Origin of the sequence: Achromobacter sp. ACM05, from assembly GCF_019218915.1 — a bacterium.
In the GTDB taxonomy this organism is placed as follows: domain Bacteria; phylum Pseudomonadota; class Gammaproteobacteria; order Burkholderiales; family Burkholderiaceae_B; genus Achromobacter; species Achromobacter animicus.
Genome location: NZ_JAHUWQ010000002.1, coordinates 1,400,767 through 1,423,011, shown reverse-complemented (window position 1 = coordinate 1,423,011; position 22,245 = coordinate 1,400,767). Strand labels below are relative to the sequence as shown.

19 protein-coding genes are annotated in these 22,245 nt (G+C 64.5%); 15 read left to right on the top strand and 4 right to left on the bottom strand.

The window, feature by feature from the left end:
• Positions 1 to 2 precede the first annotated feature (2 nt).
• The 7 genes from KW836_RS17395 (at position 3) to KW836_RS17365 (ending at position 6,759) form a co-directional block, all read left to right on the top strand.
• The gene (locus tag KW836_RS17395) at positions 3 to 335 is read left to right on the top strand and encodes a hypothetical protein (RefSeq protein ID WP_110140691.1); all 333 of its coding nucleotides are present in this window, start codon (positions 3 to 5) and stop codon (positions 333 to 335) included.
• Positions 332 to 1,717, top strand: a complete 1,386-nt coding sequence (gene trbL / locus KW836_RS17390; protein ID WP_110140689.1) for a P-type conjugative transfer protein TrbL — start codon at positions 332 to 334, stop codon at positions 1,715 to 1,717. The genes KW836_RS17395 and trbL overlap by 4 nt, the downstream gene beginning before the upstream one ends.
• Before the next feature lie 12 nt (positions 1,718 to 1,729).
• Complete coding sequence (trbF, locus tag KW836_RS17385; RefSeq protein ID WP_110140687.1) at positions 1,730 to 2,434, top strand: conjugal transfer protein TrbF; 705 nt, start codon at positions 1,730 to 1,732, stop codon at positions 2,432 to 2,434.
• On the top strand, positions 2,431 to 3,423 hold the full coding sequence (gene trbG, locus KW836_RS17380; RefSeq protein ID WP_110140685.1) for a P-type conjugative transfer protein TrbG: 993 nt from the start codon (positions 2,431 to 2,433) through the stop codon (positions 3,421 to 3,423). Before trbF ends, trbG begins: the two co-directional genes overlap by 4 nt.
• Before the next feature lie 2 nt (positions 3,424 to 3,425).
• A complete protein-coding gene (locus KW836_RS17375) occupies positions 3,426 to 4,703 on the top strand; it encodes a TrbI/VirB10 family protein (protein ID WP_110140683.1) in 1,278 nt (425 codons plus the stop codon).
• Entirely contained in the window at positions 4,700 to 4,942 is a 243-nt protein-coding gene (locus tag KW836_RS17370; protein ID WP_110140681.1) for a DUF2274 domain-containing protein, read from the top strand. The genes KW836_RS17375 and KW836_RS17370 overlap by 4 nt, the downstream gene beginning before the upstream one ends.
• Before the next feature lie 677 nt (positions 4,943 to 5,619).
• Positions 5,620 to 6,759: a hypothetical protein gene (locus KW836_RS17365; protein ID WP_255595834.1), complete on the top strand. Its 1,140-nt coding sequence runs from the start codon at positions 5,620 to 5,622 to the stop codon at positions 6,757 to 6,759.
• Positions 6,760 to 6,939: 180 nt separating this feature from the next.
• Here KW836_RS17365 and KW836_RS17360 read toward each other — a convergent pair whose 3' ends face one another.
• Positions 6,940 to 7,737 carry an aminoglycoside adenylyltransferase family protein gene (locus tag KW836_RS17360; protein WP_218344184.1) on the bottom strand — a complete coding sequence of 266 codons (798 nt, stop codon included), beginning with the start codon at positions 7,735 to 7,737 and terminating at the stop codon, positions 6,940 to 6,942.
• A 53-nt stretch (positions 7,738 to 7,790) separates the two neighbouring features.
• Here KW836_RS17360 and KW836_RS17355 point away from each other — a divergent pair, with 53 nt between their 5' ends.
• Positions 7,791 to 8,681 (top strand): SDR family NAD(P)-dependent oxidoreductase, encoded by an 891-nt coding sequence (locus tag KW836_RS17355; protein WP_370633039.1) that lies wholly within the window; start codon positions 7,791 to 7,793, stop codon positions 8,679 to 8,681.
• Positions 8,682 to 8,821: 140 nt separating this feature from the next.
• A complete protein-coding gene (locus KW836_RS17350) occupies positions 8,822 to 9,442 on the top strand; it encodes an imm11 family protein (RefSeq protein ID WP_218344313.1) in 621 nt (206 codons plus the stop codon).
• A gap of 75 nt (positions 9,443 to 9,517) precedes the next feature.
• Here KW836_RS17350 and KW836_RS17345 read toward each other — a convergent pair whose 3' ends face one another.
• Together KW836_RS17345 and KW836_RS17340 are read right to left on the bottom strand one after the other, a co-directional pair.
• Positions 9,518 to 11,131 (bottom strand): NAD(P)/FAD-dependent oxidoreductase, encoded by a 1,614-nt coding sequence (locus KW836_RS17345; protein ID WP_218344183.1) that lies wholly within the window; start codon positions 11,129 to 11,131, stop codon positions 9,518 to 9,520.
• A 104-nt stretch (positions 11,132 to 11,235) separates the two neighbouring features.
• Positions 11,236 to 12,291, bottom strand: a complete 1,056-nt coding sequence (locus KW836_RS17340; protein WP_218344182.1) for an MBL fold metallo-hydrolase — start codon at positions 12,289 to 12,291, stop codon at positions 11,236 to 11,238.
• Between the two features lie 110 nt (positions 12,292 to 12,401).
• Between KW836_RS17340 and KW836_RS17335 the strand changes: the two genes are divergently transcribed.
• The gene (locus KW836_RS17335) at positions 12,402 to 13,046 is read left to right on the top strand and encodes a TetR/AcrR family transcriptional regulator (protein WP_218344181.1); all 645 of its coding nucleotides are present in this window, start codon (positions 12,402 to 12,404) and stop codon (positions 13,044 to 13,046) included.
• A 51-nt stretch (positions 13,047 to 13,097) separates the two neighbouring features.
• Here the strand turns inward: KW836_RS17335 and KW836_RS17330 are convergent, their stop codons facing one another.
• Entirely contained in the window at positions 13,098 to 13,892 is a 795-nt protein-coding gene (locus KW836_RS17330; RefSeq protein ID WP_218344180.1) for an APH(3')-II family aminoglycoside O-phosphotransferase, read from the bottom strand.
• Positions 13,893 to 14,234: 342 nt separating this feature from the next.
• On the opposite strand from KW836_RS17330, the gene KW836_RS17325 reads away from it, so the two are divergent.
• The 5 genes from KW836_RS17325 (at position 14,235) to KW836_RS17305 (ending at position 22,241) form a co-directional block, all read left to right on the top strand.
• Positions 14,235 to 14,948, top strand: coding sequence for a gluconate 2-dehydrogenase subunit 3 family protein (locus tag KW836_RS17325; RefSeq protein ID WP_175121198.1), 714 nt, complete (start codon positions 14,235 to 14,237; stop codon positions 14,946 to 14,948).
• Positions 14,949 to 14,951: 3 nt separating this feature from the next.
• Positions 14,952 to 16,727 (top strand): GMC family oxidoreductase, encoded by a 1,776-nt coding sequence (locus KW836_RS17320; RefSeq protein ID WP_175121199.1) that lies wholly within the window; start codon positions 14,952 to 14,954, stop codon positions 16,725 to 16,727.
• 12 nt (positions 16,728 to 16,739) lie between these two features.
• Positions 16,740 to 18,059: a cytochrome c gene (locus tag KW836_RS17315; protein ID WP_175121200.1), complete on the top strand. Its 1,320-nt coding sequence runs from the start codon at positions 16,740 to 16,742 to the stop codon at positions 18,057 to 18,059.
• Positions 18,060 to 18,327: 268 nt separating this feature from the next.
• On the top strand, positions 18,328 to 19,974 hold the full coding sequence (locus tag KW836_RS17310) for a VRR-NUC domain-containing protein (RefSeq protein ID WP_218344179.1): 1,647 nt from the start codon (positions 18,328 to 18,330) through the stop codon (positions 19,972 to 19,974).
• On the top strand, positions 19,971 to 22,241 hold the full coding sequence (locus tag KW836_RS17305; RefSeq protein ID WP_218344178.1) for an ATP-dependent DNA helicase: 2,271 nt from the start codon (positions 19,971 to 19,973) through the stop codon (positions 22,239 to 22,241). The genes KW836_RS17310 and KW836_RS17305 overlap by 4 nt, the downstream gene beginning before the upstream one ends.
• Positions 22,242 to 22,245: the final 4 nt, after the last annotated feature.

Sequence of the window (22,245 nt, the reverse complement as noted above, 5' to 3'; positions counted from 1 at the left end):
CCATGCGATGCGTCCTCGTCCTATGTACCGCGCTGCTGGCCGCTTGCGGCGAGCAGCCGGCCGACCACCTTGCCGATGCCCTGGCCGCCGATCCAGTGCGGCTCAAGGCGTTGCGCGAGCAATGCACGGCCCATCCACGACAGGTCATGCAGGCCACGGGCGAGGACGCTTGCTGCGCCGCCGCCGAAGCCTTCCGGCAGCGCTTCTTCTCCGGCCAGGCTGGGCCGGATGAATACCAGACGCTGGCCGACCTGCCGCCGATCCCGCCGAGCTTCGAGGAGCCGGCCGATGGCGTGGCGTCCGCAATGCCACCCGAACCGGAGGACACGCCATGAATGACGTGACCATCATCGACCAATTCCTCAACACCTTTGCCGCTTATATCGACTCGGGTTTCGGGCTGCTGCGGGGCGAAGTGGCGTTCCTCACTGCCACGCTGATCGTCATCGACATGACGATCGCCGGGCTGTATTGGGCCATGAGCCATGCCACCGGCCAGGGCGAGGACGTGATCGCCAAGCTGCTGCGCAAGGTGCTCTACGTCGGCGCCTTCGCCTACATCATCAATAACTTCAACTGGCTGGCCAGCATCGTCTTCCGCTCGTTTGCGGGATTGGGCATCACCGCCACCGGCTCGGCTATCACGATGGAGAACTTCTTGCAGCCGGGCCGACTGGCCAAAACCGGCATCGACGCCGGGGCGCCCATTCTGGAGCAGGTCGGCGAGATGGCGGGCTTTCCCGAAGTGTTCTTGAACCTCGACCCCATCTTGGTGCTGTTCATCGCCTGGCTGGTCGTGGTGCTCTGCTTCTTCGTGCTGGCGATCCAGCTTTTCATCACGTTGATCGAGTTCAAGCTGACCACGCTCGCGGGCTTCGTGCTGGTGCCATTCGCGCTCTGGAACAAGACCGCGTTCCTCGCCGAAAAGGTCTTGGGCAACGTGGTGGCCTCCGGCGTCAAGGTTCTGGTGCTGGCCGTGATCGTCGGTATCGGCTCGGGCTTGTTCGCTCAGTTCCAAGTCCATCCCGCCGAGCCGTCCATCGACCACGCGCTGGTCATCATGCTGGCCTCACTCACGCTGCTGGCGCTGGGGATCTTCGGCCCCGGCATCGCCACGGGCCTCGTCTCCGGTGCGCCGCAGCTCGGCGCTGGCGCAATGGCCGGTGCTGCTGTCGGCGCTGCCGGCACGGCCGTCGCCATCGGCGCCGCCGCGACGGGCGTGGGTGGCGCCGTGGCTGCTGGTGCGCGCATGGCCCCGGCTGCCGCCAAGCTGGCCGGTAGCGGTGCGCGCGCCGCCACGTCGGCGGCCAGCAGTGCGAAGTCGGCGTTCCAGGCCGGTTCCGCCGCCGCTGGCGGCGGCGCAAAGGGCGCTATGGCGGGCCTGGGCAACGTCGCCAAGACCGGCGCGCAGGCAGCCGGGCGAGGCGCTACATCCCGCGCTTCCGCTGCCGGGCAACGCATGGCCGCTCCCTTCCGCGCTGGCTGGAATGGCGCTGCTGCCGATGGCGGCGCGGGTGCGGCATCCGGTCAGGGTGCCGCAGGCGAGGCCGCATCCGGCGCTGCTACGGCGCAGACACAGGAACAGCCCGCTTGGGCCAAGCGCCTGCATCGCCGCCAGCAACTCACCCACGCCGCGACCACCACCGCCCACGCACTGCGCGGTGGCGATGGCGGCGGCTCCGGCCAGGGGCCGAGCCTGCGCGATTCCGATTCATAAGGAGAACTAACCATGCGATTCAGAAAACCGCAGGTGCGCTATGCCGACACGCCGCAGCCTGCCACGCCGTACCAAGTTGCCGGCCAAGTGTGGGACGACCGTATCGGCTCGCCGCGCGTGCAGGCGAAGAACTGGCGCCTGATGGCCTTCGGCTGCCTGACGCTTGCGCTGCTGATGGCCGGCGGCCTGGTGTGGCGCTCGGCGCAGTCCATCGTGACGCCCTACGTGGTGGAGGTGGACAACGCGGGCCAGGTACGCGCCGTGGGCGAAGCCGCCACGCCGTACCGACCCAATGATGCGCAAACCGCTCACCACATCGCGCGCTTCGTGACGCTGGTGCGCTCGCTGTCCATCGACCCCATCGTCGTCCGCGAGAACTGGCTGGACGCCTACGACTACACGACCGACAAGGGCGCGGCCGTGCTCAACGACTACGCACGGGTCAACGACCCGTTCGCGCGCATCGGCAAGGAGTCGGTGACGGTGCAGATCACCAGCGTCGTGCGCGCCAGCGACACGTCTTTCAACGTGCGCTGGACGGAACGCCGCTACGTCAACGGCGCCGCGGCGGGCTTGGAGCGGTGGACGGCCGTGGTGTCCATCGTGCTCCAGCCGCCGCGCACCGAAGAACGCCTGCGCAAGAACCCCCTGGGCATCTACGTCAACGGCCTGTCGTGGAGCCGCGAACTGGATTCTTCCGAAGGAGCCAAGCCATGAATGATCTTTTCCGTAAATCCGCCTTGCCGGTGATCTTGCTTGCCCTGGCGGGCTGCGCCACGCAGGGCAAGCCACCGCCGACCATCTCGCTCGATGAGCCAGTGCAGGCCCAGCAGCTACCCGAGCCACCCGCGCCGGTGGAGGTGGTGGCGGTGCCCGAGGTGCTGCCGATGCCGGCGCAGTTGAAGCCATTGCCCGAAGCCGAGGACGCCAAGCCCACGCCGGAGCCAGCCGACGAGAAGGTGCGCGTCTCTCAGGCCAATGCCGAGGCGCGCGTCGCACCCACGCGCGAGGGATACGTCAACGCGATTCAGGTGTGGCCGTTCACCGATGGCGCGCTCTACCAAGTCTATGCAGCCGTGGGCCGCGTGACCGTGATTTCGCTCCAGTCGGGCGAGGAGCTGGTGACGGTGGCCGCTGGCGATACCGTGCGCTGGATCGTGGGCGATACGTCGAGCGGCAGCGGTGCTGACCTGCGCGTCAATGTGCTGGTCAAGCCGATCCGCTCGGGCCTCAAGACCAATCTCGTCATCACCACCAACCGCAGGACGTACCTGCTGGAGTTGGCTTCGACGGAAAAGACGTGGATGGCGTCGGCTTCTTGGGAGTATCCGCGTGACCGGATACTGGCCTTGCAGCGCCAGGCGCAGGCGGCCAGCGCCGCCGCGCCGGTGGACTCCGGCTTGTCGCTGGAAAACCTGCGCTTCCGCTACGCGGTCAGCGGTAGCAACCCGCCGTGGAAGCCGCTGCGCGCCTTCGACGACGGGCAGAAGGTCTATATCCAGTTCCCCGCCGGCATCGCGCAAGGCGAGCTGCCGCCGCTGTTCGTGATCGGGCCAGAAGGCGACGGGCAACTGGTCAACTACCGCTTCCGCTCGCCGTACTACATCGTGGATCGGCTGTTCGGTGCCGCCGAACTGCGCCTGGGCGGGGACAAGGGCGACGTGGTGCGAATCGAGCGCACGGACGGCGTTGCACGGAGGAACTGACCATGAGCCAGGACGACACCCCCGACCTCGCCACGCCGCAGACGGGCAAGGTAGCGCCCGAGGCGGTGGCGCTGCGCGCCCAGCCGCGCCCGGTCACGCGCCTGAACCGGCGCACGCTGGCCATCCTCGCCGGCGGCCTGTCGGTCGCCGTGCTCGGGGCCACGATCTGGTCATTGCAGCCGCAGCGGCGCGGGACCAGCGAGCAGGCCGAGCTTTACAACGTCGATCGCGTCTCGAAGTCCGAAGGGCTGGATGCGCTGCCGACGGACTACTCGAAGCTGCCACCAGCCTTGCCGCCCGATGTGCCCGAGCTGGGGCCGCCGTTGCCCGGCGACCTTGGCCCGGCCATCGTCGCTTCGCAGCAGCCGGTGACACCGGGCTATTCGCCGCCAGGCCATGATCCTGAAGATGCCTTGCGCAAGGAGGCGGACGCGGCGGCGGCCTCGTCGGTGTTCTTCCGCTCGGGCGGCCAAGGGCAGACCGCCGCCACGGTCGCGCAGGCAGCGCCGGGGACTGCAAGCACGCTTGCGGCCTTCGATCCGCTCGCTGCTGGGCCTGCCTCGACGGCGGCCCAGCCCGCCGACCCGACCGCCGTGCAGAACCGGCAAGACCAGAAGGAGGCGTTCCTGAAAGCCGGTTCTACGGAAACCCGCAATTCCGGCAATCTGGCGCTGCCCGCGTCGCCTTATCAGGTGATGGCCGGAACGGTGATCGCCGGCGCGCTGGTGACAGGCATCAAGTCGGACTTGCCGGGCGACGTGATCGGCACTGTGACGGAGCCGGTCTATGACACGGCCACCGGCAAGTTCCTGCTGATTCCCCAGGGGTCACGCATCCTCGGGCGCTACAACAGCCAGGTCAGCTACGGACAGAGCCGCGTGCAGGTGGTGTGGAACCGGATCATCCTGCCCGACACGTCCTCGCTAACGCTCGACAACCTTGTCGGCACCGACCCGGCCGGCTACGCGGGCTTGGAGGATGACGTGGACTGGCACTGGAACCGCATCTTTGCCGGTGCGGTGCTGACGACGCTGCTTGGCGTCGGCGCAGAGCTGGCCGCGCCGGAGAACCGCCAGGACGGCAACCGCATCGTCATCGCCGGACGTGACAGCGCCCAGGACAGCATCAATCAGGTCGGGCAGGAGATCACCCGGCGCAATATGAATATCCAGCCGACGCTGACCAGCCGGCCCGGCCTGCCGGTTCGCATCATCGTCAACCGGGATCTGGTGCTGCGACCGTACCAGCCGCTGTTCTTCAATCGGGGAACTTCGCAATGAGCACGACCAAGAAGCTGCGGCTCGGGCCACTGCCCAAGATCGAGAACGTCAAGCTGACATTTGCCTGCCCGGCCAGCTTGAAAGCCGACCTTGACCGCTACGCCGCGCTGCACGCGCAGGCATATGGCGAAGCAGTCGATGCAGAGAAGTTGATCCCGCACATGCTGGAGGCGTTCATGGCGGGGGATCGGGGGTTCAAGAGGGGAGGGCAGCCAACGCCGCAGCCATCGACTAAGTGAGGCTTGGAGGAAGACCGCTGTGCATGTCTGCGCTATCCTAGAGGGCGATTGACGATGGTGTTGCCAGAGTCGTCGCCCCTCAAACCCCTTCATCTTCCGCGCTAAACAAAGCTCTTGTCGGATGACGGTAAAAGCGACGGTAATGGCCCATGTTGATCATCGCAAATCCTTTTAACCACGCGGGCTTGCGTGACCTGTTGATGATCGAGTGGGAGTGATTCTGCGGCCGGCTTAAACCGGCATTAAGCAGTAAGCATGACGCCGAGAGCCCGCTTAAACACGGGCTTTCGGCATTTCTGACCGGACGGCGGATAGTGTTTCGTTATTTCTTGCTCCGTGACCACCCCCAGCGAAAGCCATAGAAACCCAAGGTGAATATGGGCGCCGTTACTGCGGCGGACGCCAGACTTCCGTCGAACGGAAGAAGCCTCACGTAGTACGCAACCAGAAACACCTTTGCGGAGCAGACGAGGAAAACTCCAATCGCAGCCCGTCTAACGTTTGGTTTGGAAGATAGCGCGCTCCTCCTGGCACAGGACGAGGCAATGAAGATCAGGGCGGTGTTTCGTGGCAATCATGAGTGCTTCATCGGCCGCTCATCGGGGCTCCATAAATGGTGACCGACCATTGATATACTGCCCGATCTCATTTAGGTAACGCCCCACAGGAGATATCGGATGCGCTTAAAGGCCCTTGCACTTGGTTTGATGACTATTAGTGGTACGTCGGTGGCAGCACCGGACAGCACGCAAACCTTACAGCAGGCCTTGAAGCAAGTACCGCAGGTGGTGTTGAGCGCCCCTGAAGCGATACAGATATCTTTCCTCAACGTGCAAGCCTGGCGAAGCCTTGAAAAGGCCGGCCCCACCGCCGACGCCATGCGCCGGCTGTCCATCGCACAAGCCATCACTCCACTTCAATTCATTGGCCACGGTCTGGACAAATGGTCCGATAGCGCCCATATCCCGTTCGACGAGTTGTCCTATTTCGCCGGATTTGGTCAGTCGCCCAGCAATGTCACCTACTGGGGGCTGAAGGACAAACAAGCCGCCGCGAAGTTTGTGGATCGACTGAAGCAGGCTGAGTTCAAACCGGTGGACGGCGATGTGGCCGGCCTGATGGCGAACGGTGAGCCCAATAAGCCCGATCTGACCAAAGCCACTGGGCAGCAGCCATGGCGGGGCACGATGGGCATGCCGACGTTTGTCTTGCCGCTTGATACGGCGTTGGTGCAGGCGGCAGGGCCGACGGGAATGAAGACGCTGTCCCAGACTGCGCCGTCCGTTGCGGACAGCGAGATCGTTGCGGCTGCCGTGGCCGGGTTGAAGGAAGCCGTGCCTTCGGAAGGCGGCAGGATCGTGCAAGCGGCCGTCATTTCGCCGGTGTTTGGTCTGCAAGGGGTCGATCCGGCCAAGGTGTTGTCGGGATCGCCCGGCGATCTGGATAGTGCGAAGCAGAAGCTTCAGGCGGCCGCGGCGTCCAGCGGGCGCGGCATTCCGCCTTACTTTGGGGGCATCATTGCCGATGTGCAGGTCAAGGATGCGCCGGCCGTTGTGATTGCTTTGTCGTATGCAGATTGCGCCGCCGCTCAGCAGGCGGTCGATGGTGTTGGCGCTGCGTGGAAGCAGGGCTTGGCAGCGGCGGTGCAGGCCGATGTGAAGGGACGTACCGTCCAGGCTGGCAAGCTGTGCGCGGCGGTCGTCAGCTTGACTGCGCCAAAGGCGGAGACTGTGGGCAATCCGATTCTTAGCCAGATCATGAACCGCTATATGCAGCGCGACGCTTCGGTTCTGCAGATCGGTTCTTCGCAGCAGTAACTGACCGGCTTCCGAATCAGCGACTTGATGTGCAGGTTTGGCAGTCGCTGCACCGAACATAGTGAGCAGGCGGCACGCCGTGTTGCCTGCACTCTCCCTGCGCTTTTAGCAGCGATGCCAGCGGCTAGCTGAGCTCCCAATGACGCGGGGCGCAATGAGTGTCGTGTGCCGGTTCCGCTATTAATGGGCGGAGCAAAGACCCTCGATGACTCGACGTGCGTGAGTGATGAACGCCTCGGTTTCAATCGCATGCCGCTGCGCCAGATCGTCCGGCGCTTGCCCAAGATAAATCGCCCGCGCGTGGTTAAGGATCGGCCGAAATTGCGGTTCGATCCGCGCCAGCAGCCACATCGCCGCGTCCGCCTTCGAGGCGATTTCCCCCGTCACAGCCGTGTACCAGATGCGCGCCAGCGCCAGGATGATGTTGCGCTCGTCGTCCGCCCAGTCTTCCGGCTGGTTCCATTGAGCAACGGTGTCGAGCAGCGCGCGCGTCAGATCTTGGCGTGGAACGGCTTCAAAAAGCTGGTCGGCGGGCGGGCCGAAGACCGGAATGCTGTGGCCCAACACCTTTGTCAGAACGATGGCGAGGTCGTGGTCCTGCATGGGCGGCTCCACGATGCCCGCCAGTAAGTCTTTGCGCAGCCATTCGCCAAACTGAAGCTCCCGGCGGGCCGGGTGGCGCCAAGGCACGACATGCTGAAGCGTCATCACGGTGACTTCAAGTGCGCGCAAACTGGGCGACTGGCCCGGTGGCGCGGAGACCATCAGCAGTTCGGTCGCCAATGCACGGAGCGTGGCCGCGTCGGGCGGCGCGGTCACGGTGACGAGCAGGTCGATATCGCTGTGTGGTTGCAGCCCGCGGTCGACGGCGGAGCCGAACAGATGGATGGCGGCAAGGCGTACGCCGAGATGGCGTTCGATGATGTGTTTGGCGTCATCGATCTGCGGTGCGATTGCGGTAGGCGGGGCTTGGGTCATGCAAGGATAATAGCCAAGCGTCCGCGCCTTGGGCAGACCGACAGTCGCGGCGGGTGGTCGGCATCCCTCAACAGCAGCCCGATATCCGCGACGAGCCAGTCCATATCCATAACAGTTCTCACCCAAGCTTCATGACCAACTACCCCCAACTATTCAGTCTTCAAGACAAGATCGCGGTCGTACTCGGCGCGGCTTCTGGCATAGGTCAGGCGTCGGCGCACGCGCTGGGCGCGATGGGCGCATACGTGATGTGCGCGGACCGTGACGAAAGCGGTGCGCAGGCCACCGCGCAGCAGATCATCGACGGCGGCGGCGCGGCCGGCTGGATGCAAACTGATGCCGCCAGCGGCGAGTCCATCGCGCAGTTGGCCGCCAGGGTTTTGACTGAGCGGAAAAGGATCGACATCGCCGTGGCGACGCCGGCGTTGAACATCCGCAAGCTGATCGTCGATTACACGGAAGACGAGTTCGATCAGGTGGTGAACCTGAACCTGCGCGGCGCCTTCCACTTCATGCGGCACTTCGGCCGGCCAATGATGAAGCAGGGCGCGGGCAGCATGATCCTGTGCTCGTCGATGCGCGCCGTGACGATCGAGCCCGGTCTGGGCATCTATGCGGCGACAAAGGCCGGCATCGAGCAGATGGTCAAGGCGTTCGCGGCCGAGGTCGGCAGCTACGGCGTGCGCGTCAACGCGGTGATGCCGAGCATCATCGAGACCCGTCTGACCGAGCCGCTGAAGGAACGCCCCGAGATCTACAACACCTACGCCGGCCACACGGTATTGAACCGCTGGGGCCAGCCCTCCGAGGTGGGCGCTGCGGTGGCGTTTCTGGCGTCGGATGCCGCGAGCTACATCTCGGGCAGCAGCCTGGCGGTGGATGCGGGATGGACGGCGATCGACGGACCGCCCACCGGGCTGACGCAGACGCGGCCGTCTGCATAATCTCGGTGGCGCATGTTGGCGTTACGATTGTGAGCCTTGAGTTCCCTCGCACGCCGGCCTGACTGGCTGGTATGCCGCTACCGACTTTCAACGCCTGGCCGTTCAGACGCGCGAGGCTTGCCCCGGAGAATGCTCACGTGATGAAGTTTGAATCGCAGAAGGGAAAATACTTCGTCCTTAGCGCAAGCCTCTGGCGCGATGGCATTGGCCCGGGCCTGGTAATCGCCAACGAGGAAAAGCTGATTCGGCCCGGCATGTACACGATGGAAGCGCCCGACGGCGATCCTTCGCAATATTGCGAACGGCCGCACATAGTCCATGTGCCGGAAGAAGGCGGGGCGCTTCGACAATTTGAGCAGTGGTGCGGCATCTGGATCGTCTCGGAGCCGTTGAGGCAGGTCTTCGAGTCGGTCGATCCTGAGGCCTTTGTGTTCAGTGCTTGCGACTATACGCAGGCCAACGGCTCGCCGGGGCCGCAATACTATTTTTGCAATGTGATGCGCACGCTCGACGCGCTGGATGTGGACGCGTCGCGGGTCAAGAAAAAGTACGACCGAAATTTCCTGACGGGCGAAGACGAGCTGTATTACAGCGTCGTGGGCGGCGCCAATCTCGTATTTCGAGACGAGCGCGTCGGCAATGCGCACATATTCCGCCAGACGCTGATGTCGATCGACCCGGTGGTCGACCGGGTGATGTATGACGCGCTGTGTGCCGCGGATTTGGATGGCGTGCGGCTGCGGGACGCGGCGGATCTGTGATTGCAACTGCCGTCCGGCGAGTGCGCCGGGCGGCAGGCTGATCGGCACTTATCGCTGATCTCTGACCGCGCCGCCTTACCCCACGCGCCCCATGATGCTCAGCGCCACAGCCTCGGCAATCTTGATCCCGTCCACGCCCGCCGACAGAATCCCGCCCGCATAACCCGCGCCTTCACCCGCGGGAAACAAGCCCTGCGTATTGATGCTTTCCAGCGTCTCGTTATCCCGCTTAATGCGAATCGGCGACGACGTCCGCGTTTCTACGCCCGTCAGCACGGCATCGGGCATGTTGAAGCCCTTGATGGTCTTGTCGAACGCCGGCAATGCCTCGCGAATGGCAGTGATCGCAAAGTCGGGCAGGGCGGTGGCCAAGTCGGTCAGGTGGACGCCGGGCGTGTACGACGGCTGCACCGCGCCAAATTCAGTCGACGCCTTGCCTTCCAGAAAATCGCCCACCAACTGACCGGGCGCGCTGTAGTTGCGGCCGCCCAGTTCGAAGGCCTGGGATTCCCACTTGCGCTGGAAGTCGACACCGGCCAGCACGTGCTCCGGGTAATCGACCTCAGGCGAAATCCCCACAACGATGCCCGCGTTGGCGTTGCGTTCGTTGCGCGAGTACTGGCTCATGCCGTTGGTGACGACGCGGTTGGGTTCAGACGTGGCCGCGACGACCGTGCCGCCGGGGCACATGCAGAAGCTGTAGACGGAGCGGCCGTTGCTGGCGTGGTGCACCAGCTTGTAGTCGGCGGCGCCCAGGATCGGGTGGCCAGCATTGGGGCCGAAGCGCGCCCGGTCGATGAGGGACTGCGGATGTTCGATCCGGAAGCCGATGGAGAAGGGCTTGGCTTCCATGAATACGCCCTGGTCGAGCAACATCTGGAAAGTGTCGCGCGCGCTGTGGCCGATGGCGAGGACGACGTGGTCGGCTTCGATGTGTTCGCCGTTTGCCAGCGTGACGCCGGTGACCTTGCCGTTTTCGCGGTGTAGCGTTTCAACCCGGCTGGAGAAGCGGACTTCGCCGCCCAGCTTGGTGATGGTGTCGCGCATGACTTCGACCATGCCGACCAGGCGGAATGTGCCGATGTGAGGCTTGCTGACGTAGAGGATTTCCTCGGGCGCGCCGGCCAGGACAAATTCCTTGAGGACCTTTTCGCCGTAGTGTTTGGGGTCCTTGATCTGGCTGTAGAGCTTGCCGTCCGAGAACGTGCCGGCGCCGCCTTCGCCGAACTGGACGTTGGAGTCCGGGTTCAGGACGCGTTTGCGCCACAGGCCCCAGGTGTCCTTGGTGCGTTCGCGCACGGCCTTGCCGCGTTCCAGGATGATGGGCTTGAAGCCCATTTGCGCCAGGACCAGGCCGGCGAAGAGACCACAGGGGCCGGTGCCGATGACGATGGGGCGCTTGTTAAGCGTGGCGGGCGCCTGGGCGACGAATTTGTATTCGGTGTCCGGAGACGGCTTGACGTTGCGGTCGTCATGAAAGCGTTTGAGGATCGCAGCTTCGTTGGCGACATCGACATCCAGCGCGTAGATGAGCAGGATGTTGTGCTTTTTGCGCGCATCGTAGCTGCGCAGAAAGATGGTGAAGCCGTTCAGGTCGCTGGCCGGAATGCCCAGTTTCTTGAGGATTGCCGCGGGCAGTTCCTCGGGCGTGTGGTTCAACGGCAGCTTGATTTCAGACAGACGCAACATGCTTGGGGTCCAGACAGAGGGGCGATCACAACGTCGCCAAACGCGGATTGTACTGGACGGCCGCCGTGGGTAAGCCCGGCTTGCGCAACCGGGCCGGCCCGTTTTTACCGCTGCGCCTGCCCGACGCGCCACCAAGCCGTTCCCGCTTGTGGCGCCCCGATATCGACGCGCTCTCCCATGACCGGTGTGGCCAGATCGACGCCATGGTCCCGTGCCAATGCCGTGATGCGCTCGAACGGCTGTTCCCACGGGTGCATGGCCAGGTCGAAGGTGCCGTTGTGAATCGGCAGCAGCCAGCGGCCGCGCAGGTCCAGGTGTGCCTGAAGGGTCTCTTCGGGTCGCATGTGGACGAAGGCCCAGCGCGTGTCGTACGCGCCGGTTTCCATGAGGGTCAGGTCGAAGGGGCCGTAAGCGTCGCCGATGGCCTTGAAGCCGTCGAAGTAGCCGGTGTCGCCGCTGAAGAAGACGCGCAGGTCGGCGTCCTGGATGACCCACGAGGCCCACAGGCTGCGGTCGCTGTCGGTGAGACCGCGGCCGGAGAAGTGCTGGGCGGGCGTGGCGGTCAGTCGCAGGCCGTCGACCTCGGTGGACTGCCACCAGTCCAATTGCTCGACGCGGGCGGGGTCGATGCCCCAGGCTACCAGTTGGTCGCCGACCCCCAGCGGCGCGATGAAGTGCGCGGTCTTGCTCGCAAGCTGTGCGATGGCGGCGCGGTCGAGGTGGTCGTAATGGTTGTGGGACAGGATGACGCCTGCGATCGGAGGCAGGTCGTCGATGCTGATGGGCGGCGCATGAAAGCGGGCGGGGCCGGCCCATTGCACGGGTGAAGCGCGTTCGGAGAAGACGGGGTCGGTCAGCCAGAAGCGGCCGCGCAGTTTCATGAGGATGGTGGAATGTCCAAGCCGGTAAAGGCTACGGTCGGGGGCGGCTTCCAGGGCTGCGCGGTCCAGCGCGCGCAGGGGGATGGCGATGTCGGGAACCGTGCCGCTTGGCTTGGCGAAGAGGACGGTCCAGGCGAGTTTGAGGCCTTTCCAGAAGCCCATGGCGGGGCGCGGTCGCGGATTGCTGAAACGTCCGTCGCGCTGTTGGGGGGATTGCGGATAAAGCGGCAAGGCGCGGCGGTTGCAGGCGGAGAGGACGGTCACGGCGGGTGTTCCCATGAGATTCGAAAAATGGCGCGACGGCGGCAAACCGCTCGCGCCAAAAATTACACTGCACAGTGTAGTTTCCAAAATCAGAAAAGTACACCGTCGGGTGTAGAATTTCGCCCATGTCGACGAAAGCTCCCGATTCCGCCGAGGAACGCCCGCCCAAACGCCTGACCGACCGCAAGCGAGAGGACATCGTGCGCGCGGCGGTGGAGGAATTCCGCACTGCGGGGTTTGAGGCCACCAGCATGGACCGCATCGCTCAGGCTGCTGGCGTGTCCAAGCGCACGGTCTACAACCATTTCCCGAGCAAGGAGGCGCTGTTCGCGCTGATGCTGGAGCAGTTGTGGGCCAGCAGTGCGGCCAGCGTCGACATGGCCTACCGGCCCGATCTGCCGCTGGCGCAGCAACTGCGGCAGTTGTTGATGCAGAAGCTGGCGTTGCTGGGCGACGCCAGCTTCATTGATCTGGCGCGGGTCGCCATGGCGGAGATCATCCATTCACCGGATCGCGCGCAGGACATCGTGTGCCGGATGGACGAGAAGGGCAGCGGGGTGACGGCGTGGATTCAGGCGGCGATTGCGGACGGGCGTCTCAAAGCAGTCGACCCGGGCTTTGCGGGCCACCAATTGGAAGGGTTGGTCAAGGGCTTTGCGTTCTGGCCGCAGGTCACGCTGGGGCAACCGCCGTTGAAAAAGGCAGAGCGCGAGCGCGTGGCGGAGTCGGCGGTTGGCATGTTCCTGGGGTATTACGGCCGGGGCGATTAGCCCGCCACATATAGGACAGCAATGCGGACGCCGCGCGTCCCCGCAACCCTTTCAGAAGAACTCGTCCAGCAGGCAGTAAAACGCAAGACGGCGGTCATCCGGTTCGACGCCATAGCTGCGAAAGAACGGCTCGATCCACTCGCGTCCCAGATTGCGTTCGATGCTGCGCGCGGCCAATGCAAGGTCCTGGTGGCGGTCGCTGACGCCAAGGCGGCCGCAGTCGATGTAGCCGGTGAATACGCCGCCATCGGCCATGAAGTTGGGCAGGCACGCATCGCCGTGCGCCACGACGAGATCGTGCGTGGTGGGCCGCGTCGCAAGGAGTTCCGCAAACGCGTCTTCGGCGGTGCGTCCAATTCTCTCGTCATCGAAATCCGATTCGTCCACCAGGCCGGCGTCCAGCGCCCGTCTGGCCTCGGCGATACGCCGTTCAAGGGTGTGATCGAAAGGGCATTGGTCGATGGGAATGCAGTGCAGACGATGCAGCGCATCGGCCATGATGGCGATCACCTGCGCAGGCGGCAGACCCGCGCTGGCCAGATCCTGGCCAGCTACGGCGCTCATCAGCAGCCAGTGCCGCGTGGGTGTGGCGGCCGCGTCGATCACGGTGGGGCACGGCAGGCCGTGCTCGGCCATCCATTGCAGGCGCTCGATTTCGTCTGGCAGTTCGGGCAGCGTGCCCGTGTGCTCGGATTTGAGATAGCGATCAGGCTGATTCGCGCTGCGAATGCGATAGACGTCCGCGCGCGACTCACCGATGGATTGCTGCTCGAGGCGCGCTCCGGCAAGGCGCGGTTGCCACTGCAACGGAAGGCTGTCGTGAATGCTGTATTGATGAGCGTGCATGGGGTTCATTTCAGGGATTGCGCGCGGTACACCACGCGTCTGCGGGCCGCATGAATCAAGGGTTTTCGTTCACCTTGCTGTCAGAAAGCGCGGCATTTCCAAGGTTCTTACGTTGTCCTTAATGCAAAAGACTTTCCCACGTCAAGAAATTCCATCTGATACGGTCGAATGAGCAGATCAGAAGCGCATAATGCCGGCACCTGCTCTTACGTCCCTTTTCAAAGAGCAGTGTTGATTTTGAGCAAGAAAAGAGCGTGTTGTCACTAGCTCGGGCAGTTCGTGTTTCCAGGTTTCATGTTCGGTAGCGCGCTAGGACAACTTGGAGTATTCACGGAGATGTCCATGACTGATGACGCACAGCCGCGCCGGCGGTTTCTGCAAACGATGGCCATTGTGCCAGCGTCGACGCTGGCGATCGGCGGCCTGACTGTCGGCTGTACCAACGCCGCCGACGGCAACGCCGCAAAGGCGGCCAAGCCCTACGAGCCCACCTATTTCACCAAGGCCGAATGGGCCTTCATCGTTGCCGCGGTGGATCACCTGATTCCCGCCGACGAGTATGGCCCCGGCGCCATCGTGGCCGGTGTGCCCGAGTTCATCGACCGTCAGATGGAAACGCCTTTCGGCCACGGCAAGCTGTGGTACATGGACGGGCCGTTCCACACCGATCAGGTGCCGGAACTGGGTTACCAGCTCGATCAGAATCCCCGCCAGGTCTACCGCAACGGCATCGAGGCCTGTGATGCCTGGTGCGTGAAGACGCATGGCAAGGCGTACGCTGAACTGGACAAGGCCTTGCAGGAACAGATCCTGAAGGACCTGCAGTCGGGCAAGATCGCATTCGAATCCGTGCCGTCCAAGACGTTCTTCAGTTTCCTCTTGGCCAACACCAAGGAAGGTTTCTTTGCCGACCCGATCTACGGCGGCAACAAGAACATGGTGGGTTGGAAGATGGTGGGCTTTCCCGGCGCGCGCGCCGATTTCATGGACTGGGTCGACCAGCCCAACGTGAAGTATCCCTATGGCCCCGTGTCGATCTCTGGGGAGAAGGGTTAAATCATGGCGATCAAGAAAGACAAAGTTGATGCGGTGCTGGTCGGATTCGGCTGGACCGGCGCGATCCTGGGTCAGGAACTGACCGAAGCGGGGCTGCAGGTGCTGGCGCTGGAGCGCGGTGGCATGCAGGATACGCCGAAGGACGCCGAATACCCCAAGGTGATCGACGAGCTGAAGTACTCGGTGCGCGGTTATCTGTTCCAGGACTTGTCCAAGGAAACCGTGACGATCCGCCACGGCGTGGATGACGTGGCCGTGCCGTACCGCCAGAACGGCTCGTTCCTGCTGGGCACGGGCGTGGGGGGCGCGGGCTTTCACTGGAACGGCATGCACTACCGCGTGCTGCCCGAAGAACTGGAACTGCGCACGCGCTATGAAACGCGCTACGGCAAGAAGTTCATTCCGGAAGGCATGACGATCCAGGACTTCGGCGTGACCTACGACGAACTGGAACCGTACTTCTCGAAGTTCGAATACGTGTGCGGCACGTCGGGCAAGGCGGGCAACCTGAATGGCAAGATCGTCGAAGGCGGCAATCCGCTGGAAGGCAAGCGCAGCAAGGAATTCCCGCTGCCGCCGCTGGCCACGACCTACGGCGCTTCGCTGTTCGAGAAGGCTGCGCGCGAAGTCGGCTTCAACCCGTATCCCACCCCCGCGGCCAACGCGTCGGGTCCGTACACCAACCCGTACGGCGTGCGCCTTGGCCCCTGCAATTTCTGTGGCTTCTGCGAAAACTACGGCTGCTACATGTATTCGAAGGCCTCGCCGCAGACCACGATTCTGCCGGTGCTGCTGAAGAAGCCGAACTTCGAGCTGCGCACGCGTTCGCAGGTCATCAAGGTCAATCTGGATTCGACCGGCAAGAAGGCCGTTGGCGTGACGTACATCGACGCAGACGGCAACGAGGTCGATCAGCCTGCCGATCTGGTGATCCTGTCGGCTTACCAGATGCACAACGTGCGTCTGCTGCTGCTGTCGGGTATCGGCAAGCCGTATGACCCGAAGACCAACGAAGGCGTGGTCGGCAAGAACTACGCGTACCAGATGAACGGCGCGGTCAACGTGCTGCTGCCCAAGGGTACGCAGCTGAACCCGTTTGTCGGCACCGGTGCCGGCGGCGTGGGTATGGACGACCTGAACGGCGACCAGTTCGACCACGGCCCGCTGGGCTTTGTTGGTGGCGCCAGCATCCGCCACGTGCGCTACGGTGGCCGTCCGATCAAGCAGACGCCGACGACGCCGGGCACCCCGACGTGGGGCACGGCCTGGAAGGCGGGCGTGCAGGATGCGTATCAGCGCTTCATGACGATCGGCATTTCCGGTTCGGTGATGTCGTACCGCGATGCCTACCTGTCGCTCGATCCGACCTATAAGGACGCGTATGGCCAGCCGCTCTTGCGCATGACGTTCGACTGGCACGACAACGAGTTCGACATGCTGGGTTACATGGGCAAGCGCATGGAGACCGTGGCCAAGGCCATGAATCCTGAAAAGCATTTCGTGGCCGTGCGCAAGAAGGGCGCGCGCTACGACACGCGCGTCTACCAGAGCACGCACAACACGGGCGGCGCCATCATGGGCTCGAACCCCAAGGAAAGCGTGGTCAACAAGTACCTGCAAAGCTGGGACGTGCCGAACGTGTTCGTGATGGGCGCCTGCGTGTTCCCGCAGAACATGGGCTACAACCCGACCGGCCTGGTCGGCGCGCTGGCCTACTGGGCGGCACAGGCGATCCGCGAGCAGTACCTGAAGAACCCCGGCCCGCTGGTCCAGGCTTAAGGAGACGGAACAATGATCAAGCAAACCATTGTTGCGGCCTTCTCGGCCCTCGTTGCCAGCGCCGCGTTCGCGGCCGATGGCACGCCCGCATCGACCGACGCGCAGATGATCAAGCAGGGCGAGTATCTGTCGCGCGCCGGCGACTGTATCGCCTGCCACACGGCCTCGGGCGGCAAGCCCTTTGCCGGCGGTCTGGGCATCGATTCGCCGCTGGGCATGATCTATTCGACGAACATCACGCCGGATAAGGAAACGGGTATCGGCAATTATTCGTACGAGGACTTCGACCGGGCCGTGCGCCACGGCGTGGCCAAGGACGGACATTCGCTGTACCCGGCCATGCCGTACACCGCGTACGCCAAGGTCACGCCGGAGGATGTGAAGGCCCTGTATGCCTACTTCATGCACGGCGTCGAGCCCGTGAAGCAGGAAAACAAGGACACCGACATCGTCTGGCCGATGTCGATGCGCTGGCCGTTGACGGTGTGGCGCTGGATGTTCGCGCCGGATGTCGCGACGGCGCCTGTTACGGTGAACACGAGCGGCGCGGACAAGCAGGCGCTGCTGCGCGGCCAGTACCTCGTTGAAGGCCTGGGCCATTGCAGCACCTGCCACACGCCGCGCGGCGTGGCGTTGCAGGAAAAGGCGCTGACGGACGCGGATGGCTCGGCCTTCCTGTCGGGCGGCGTGGTCGAAGGCTGGCTGGCCAAGAACCTGCGCGGCGACGCGACCGACGGCCTGGGCGCCTGGAGCAAGGAAGACATTACTGCCTTCCTGAAGTCCGGACGCAACGGGCATTCGGCAGCGTTCGGCGGCATGGCGCAAGTGGTCGAGGAAAGCACGCAGCACCTGACGGACGACGACCTGAACGCCATCGCGGTGTATCTGAAGAGCCTGCCGCCGGTGAACAAGGACGCCACCAAACCGCTGGCCTATGACGAGTCCGTGGCGAATGCGCTGCGCACCGGCAAGGACAAGAGCGATGGCGCCATGGCCTTCCTGAACAACTGCGCGGCTTGCCATCGCAGCACGGGCAAGGGCTATACCGAGACCTTCCCGCAGCTCGCGTTGAGCTCGACGGTCAACTCGGCCGATCCGGCCTCGTTGATCCACATCGTGCTCAAGGGCGCGCAGATGCCGGGCACGGCGTCGGCCCCGACTGCGTACGCGATGCCGGGCTTTGACTGGCGCATGACCGACAAGGAAGTCGCCGACGTGGTGAGCTTTGTGCGGTCGAGCTGGGGCAACAAGGGCGCGGCAGTCAGCGCGTCCGACGTGGCCAAGGTGCGTAAGGACATCGGCGCGGCGCCGCAGCCGGTGCGCGCGCAGTGATGTGACGATGTCATGATCGACGGTCCCGCCGCTTTGCCGGCGGGATGGCAAACGGCGCTGGAGAGCTTGAGGCTTTTCAGCGCCGTTTTTCATGCGCGGGTTTCTTGCGGGGCTCACCAGCGACGCCGAGTACGACGCCATCACGGCGTATTTCGTGGGGCCCGAAGAAGAAGAGGGCTGACCATCGTCAGGCACGCTTCGACAGAATCCGGACAGGCCGGCCTGCTATGATTACTGGATAAATAAACAGTCCGTCCGGCCGCCGCCGATGTTGCCCGCCCACCGTTACTACTATCTGCACAATTTCCAGCGCGCGCTGGCGTGGGTCTCGGACCGCTACGCCGACCTGCTGGACGATGACGATTGCCGCTTTCTGGCGGATTTCGCGGCGTTGCCGCAGGCGTCGCAGGCGTTGATGGTGCGCATGCTGATGCGGCGCGGGCCGTGGTTTCGGGCCAGCCGGCTGGTGTACGAAGAGATCCCGGCCGTCGAAGAGGCGGCCGCGGCACTGGAAGCGCTAGGGTGGCTGGACACGCGGGCGCCGATGTCGCTGGATGAACTGTTTGCACTATTGACCAAGCCCGAACTGTGCCGCGTGTTCGCATCGCAGGCGGCAGCCAGGCCGGGCCTGCGCAAGGCCGACATGCTGGAGACGCTGCGGGCGGACATGCCCGACGCCCGGCCGTTCTGCGGCTGGGCGCCCGATTCCTTGGAAGCCGTCTGGCGCGTGATGGTGGCGGACCGCTGCGAACGGCTGCGCCTCATGTTTTTCGGCAATCTGCATCAGGATTGGTCGGAGTTCGTGCTGGCGGACCTGGGCGTATTTCAATACGAGACCGTGCCGTTCGATGCGGCGTCGCGGGCGTTTCAGACGCGGGCGGACGTGGACTGTTATCTCGCGTTGCATGCGTGCAGGCAGGCGCTGGACGACGGCGTGGCCGTGGACGACCTGCTGCGGGCGGCAGAGGATTGCATCAGTGGCAACGCCTGGCTGGAAAAGCGCCGCGCCAAGGTGTTGCTGCGCATCGGACAAGCCTGCGAGCGTGCGCAGGATTGGGAAGCCGCCCAGCGCGTGTACGCGGCCTGCGGCTATCCCGGCGCGCGGCATCGGCGCATCCGGGTGTATGAACGGATGCAGCGGTTTGAAGACGCGATGGCGCTGGCCATGACGGCGGCGAACGCGCCCGAAAGCGAAGAGGAAAGCCAACGCGTAGCGCGCATGATGCCGCGGCTGCGTCGTGGGCTGGGGCAGGGCGCGGCGGCGCGTGCGGCAGCGCCCACCCTGCCGCGCATAGAACTGGCGCTGGTCCGCCCGGCGCATCCCTCCTCGGTCGAATACGTGACGCGCGATCACCTGCATCACGACGACGCGCCGGTGCATTACGTCGAGAACGCGCTGATCAATTCGCTGTTCGGTTTGCTGTGCTGGCCGGCCGTGTTCGCGCCGTTGCCAGGGGCGTTCTTTCATCCTTTTCAACGCGGGCCCGCGGACCTGGAAGCGCCGGATTTCCACGCGCGGCGGCAGGCGCACTTCGCGGCCTGCCTGGCGCAGCTGGATACGCCCGCCTATCGCGACGTCATTCTGCAGCGGTACGCGGACAAGGCGGGTTTGCAGTCGCCGTTCGTGTTCTGGGGCGCCTTGTCCGAAACCTTGCTGGCGCAGGCGCTGGACTGCCTGCCGGCTGCGCATCTGAAGCTGTTCTTTACGCGTCTGCTGCGCGACGTGAAGGGCAACCGGACCGGTCTGCCGGACCTGGTGCGGTTTTGGCCGGCCGAGCGCCGTTATGAACTGATCGAGGTGAAGGGACCCGGCGACAAGCTGCAGGACAACCAGATCCGCTGGCTTCAGTACTGCGTGGCGCACGGCATGCCGGTGCGCGTATGCCACGTGAGCTGGTTGCAGGAGGCCGCATGAGCTACGCGGTGGCTGTGCGGGCGTTGTGCGAGTTCACGGCGCGGGCCGGCGATCTTGACCTGCGCTTTACCCCTGCGCCCAGCGGCCTGGAAGGCATGGCGGGGCACGCGGCAGTGACAGGGCGGCGCGGGCCGGACTACGAAACCGAAGTGTCTTTGTCGGGCGTGTTTGGCGATCTGCTGGTGCGCGGGCGGGCCGACGGCTACGACCCGGCGGCCAATCAACTCGAAGAGATCAAGACCTACCGCGGGCAGTTCGACAGCGTGCGCGAGAATCACCGCGTGGTGCATTGGGCGCAGGCAAAGGTGTACGGCCATCTGCTGTGCCAGGCGCGCGGCCTGGCGAACGTGCGGGTGGCGCTGGTGTACTACAACGTCGCGACCGAGGAAGAAACCGTGCTGGTGGAAACGCACGAGGCTGCGGACTTGGCTGCGTTCTTCCAACTGCAATGCGAACGGTTTCTGGCGTGGGCCAAGACGGAACTGGCGCACCGGCAGGCGCGCGATGCGGCGCTTGAGGCGCTGGCATTTCCGCATGGCGAGTTCCGAGCCGGGCAGCGCGATCTGGCTGTGGCCGTCTACCGCACGGCGCGCGATGGCCGCTGTCTGATGGCGCAGGCTCCTACGGGCATCGGCAAGACGCTGGGCACGATATTTCCGCTGCTCAAGGCCAGTCCGGGTACGGGCCTGGACAAGGTGTTTTTTTTGGCGGCCAAAGGATCGGGCCGCGGGTTGGCGGTGGAGGCGCTGGAAACCATCAATGCGCAGCCCGCCAAGCCTGGCTTGCGGATTCTGGATCTGCAAGCGCGTGACAAGAGCTGCGTGCATCCCGATCTGGCCTGCCACGGCGACTCCTGCCCGCTGGCGCGCGGCTTCTACGACCGTCTGCCGCAGGCCCGCGCCGCAGCGGTTGAACACACGCGGCTGGACGCGCCGACCGTGCGCGCCATCGCGCTGGAACACGAGGTGTGTCCGTATTACCTGTCGCAGGAGCTGATCCGATGGAGCGACGTGGTGGTGGGCGACTACAACTATTACTACGACGCCACGGCCATGCTGCATGCGCTGACGCAGGCGCATCAGTGGAAGGTGGCCGTGCTGGTCGACGAGGCGCACAACCTGGTCGACCGCGCGCGCCGCATGTACACGGGCGAGCTCGATCAGAACCGGCTGACCGCCGCGCGGTATGCGGCGCCCAAGGCGCTCAAAAAGCCGCTGGACGGGCTGCACCGGTCGTGGAACGCACTGAACAAGAAGCAGACGGAACGCTATCAGGCGTACGACGCGGCGCCAGCCGGCGTGCTGACGGCAGTGCAGAAGGCGGTGGCGGCCATCACCGAGTTCATCGGCCAGACGCCGCTGCCGCAGGGTGATCCCTTGCTGGGGTTCTATTTCGAGGCACTGCATTTCATGCGGCTGGCGGAACAGTTCGGCTCCCACGCGCTGTTTGACGTGACCCTGGGCGAAGCGGGCGTCAGCAGCGCCAAGACGCCGCCGTCGACGCTGTGTGTGCGCAATGTGATTCCCGCGCCGTATCTGGCGGCGCGCTACGCGACGGCGCATGCGACGGTGCTGTTTTCCGGCACGCTCAGTCCGCAGCAGTTCTACCGGGACACGCTGGGCCTGCCCAAGGACACGCCCTGGATCGACGTGGCCGCGCCGTTTCAGGCGGGGCAGCTGGCCGTGCGCGTGGTGGGCAACGTATCCACGCGCTTTCGCGATCGCGAGCGTTCGCTGGCGCCCATCGCGGACCTGATCGCGCGCCAGTACGACGAGCGGCCGGGCAATTACCTGGGCTTTCTGAGCAGCTTTGACTATCTGAAGCGCGTGACGGACCTGATGCGGGAGCGCCATCCGCAAGTGCCGATCTGGCTGCAGACGCCCGGCATGGACGAGCCGGGGCGGGCGGCCTTTCTGGCGCGGTTTACCGAAACGGGGCAAGGCGTGGGATTCGCGGTGCTGGGCGGCGCGTTCTCGGAAGGCGTGGACTTGCCGGGCAAGCGGCTGATCGGCGCGTTCATCGCCACGCTGGGGCTGCCGCAGGTCAATCCCGTGAACGAAAACATGAAGCGCGCCATGGACATGCGTTATGGCGAAGAGAACGGGTACGACTATACGTATCTGTACCCGGGCATGCAGAAGGTGGTGCAGGCGGCGGGCCGGGTCATCCGGACCGAACACGATGAGGGCACCGTGCACCTCATCGATGACCGCTATCGGCGCGCCAAGGTGCGCGGGCTGTTGCCGGGGTGGTGGCGGGTGGACTGATCGC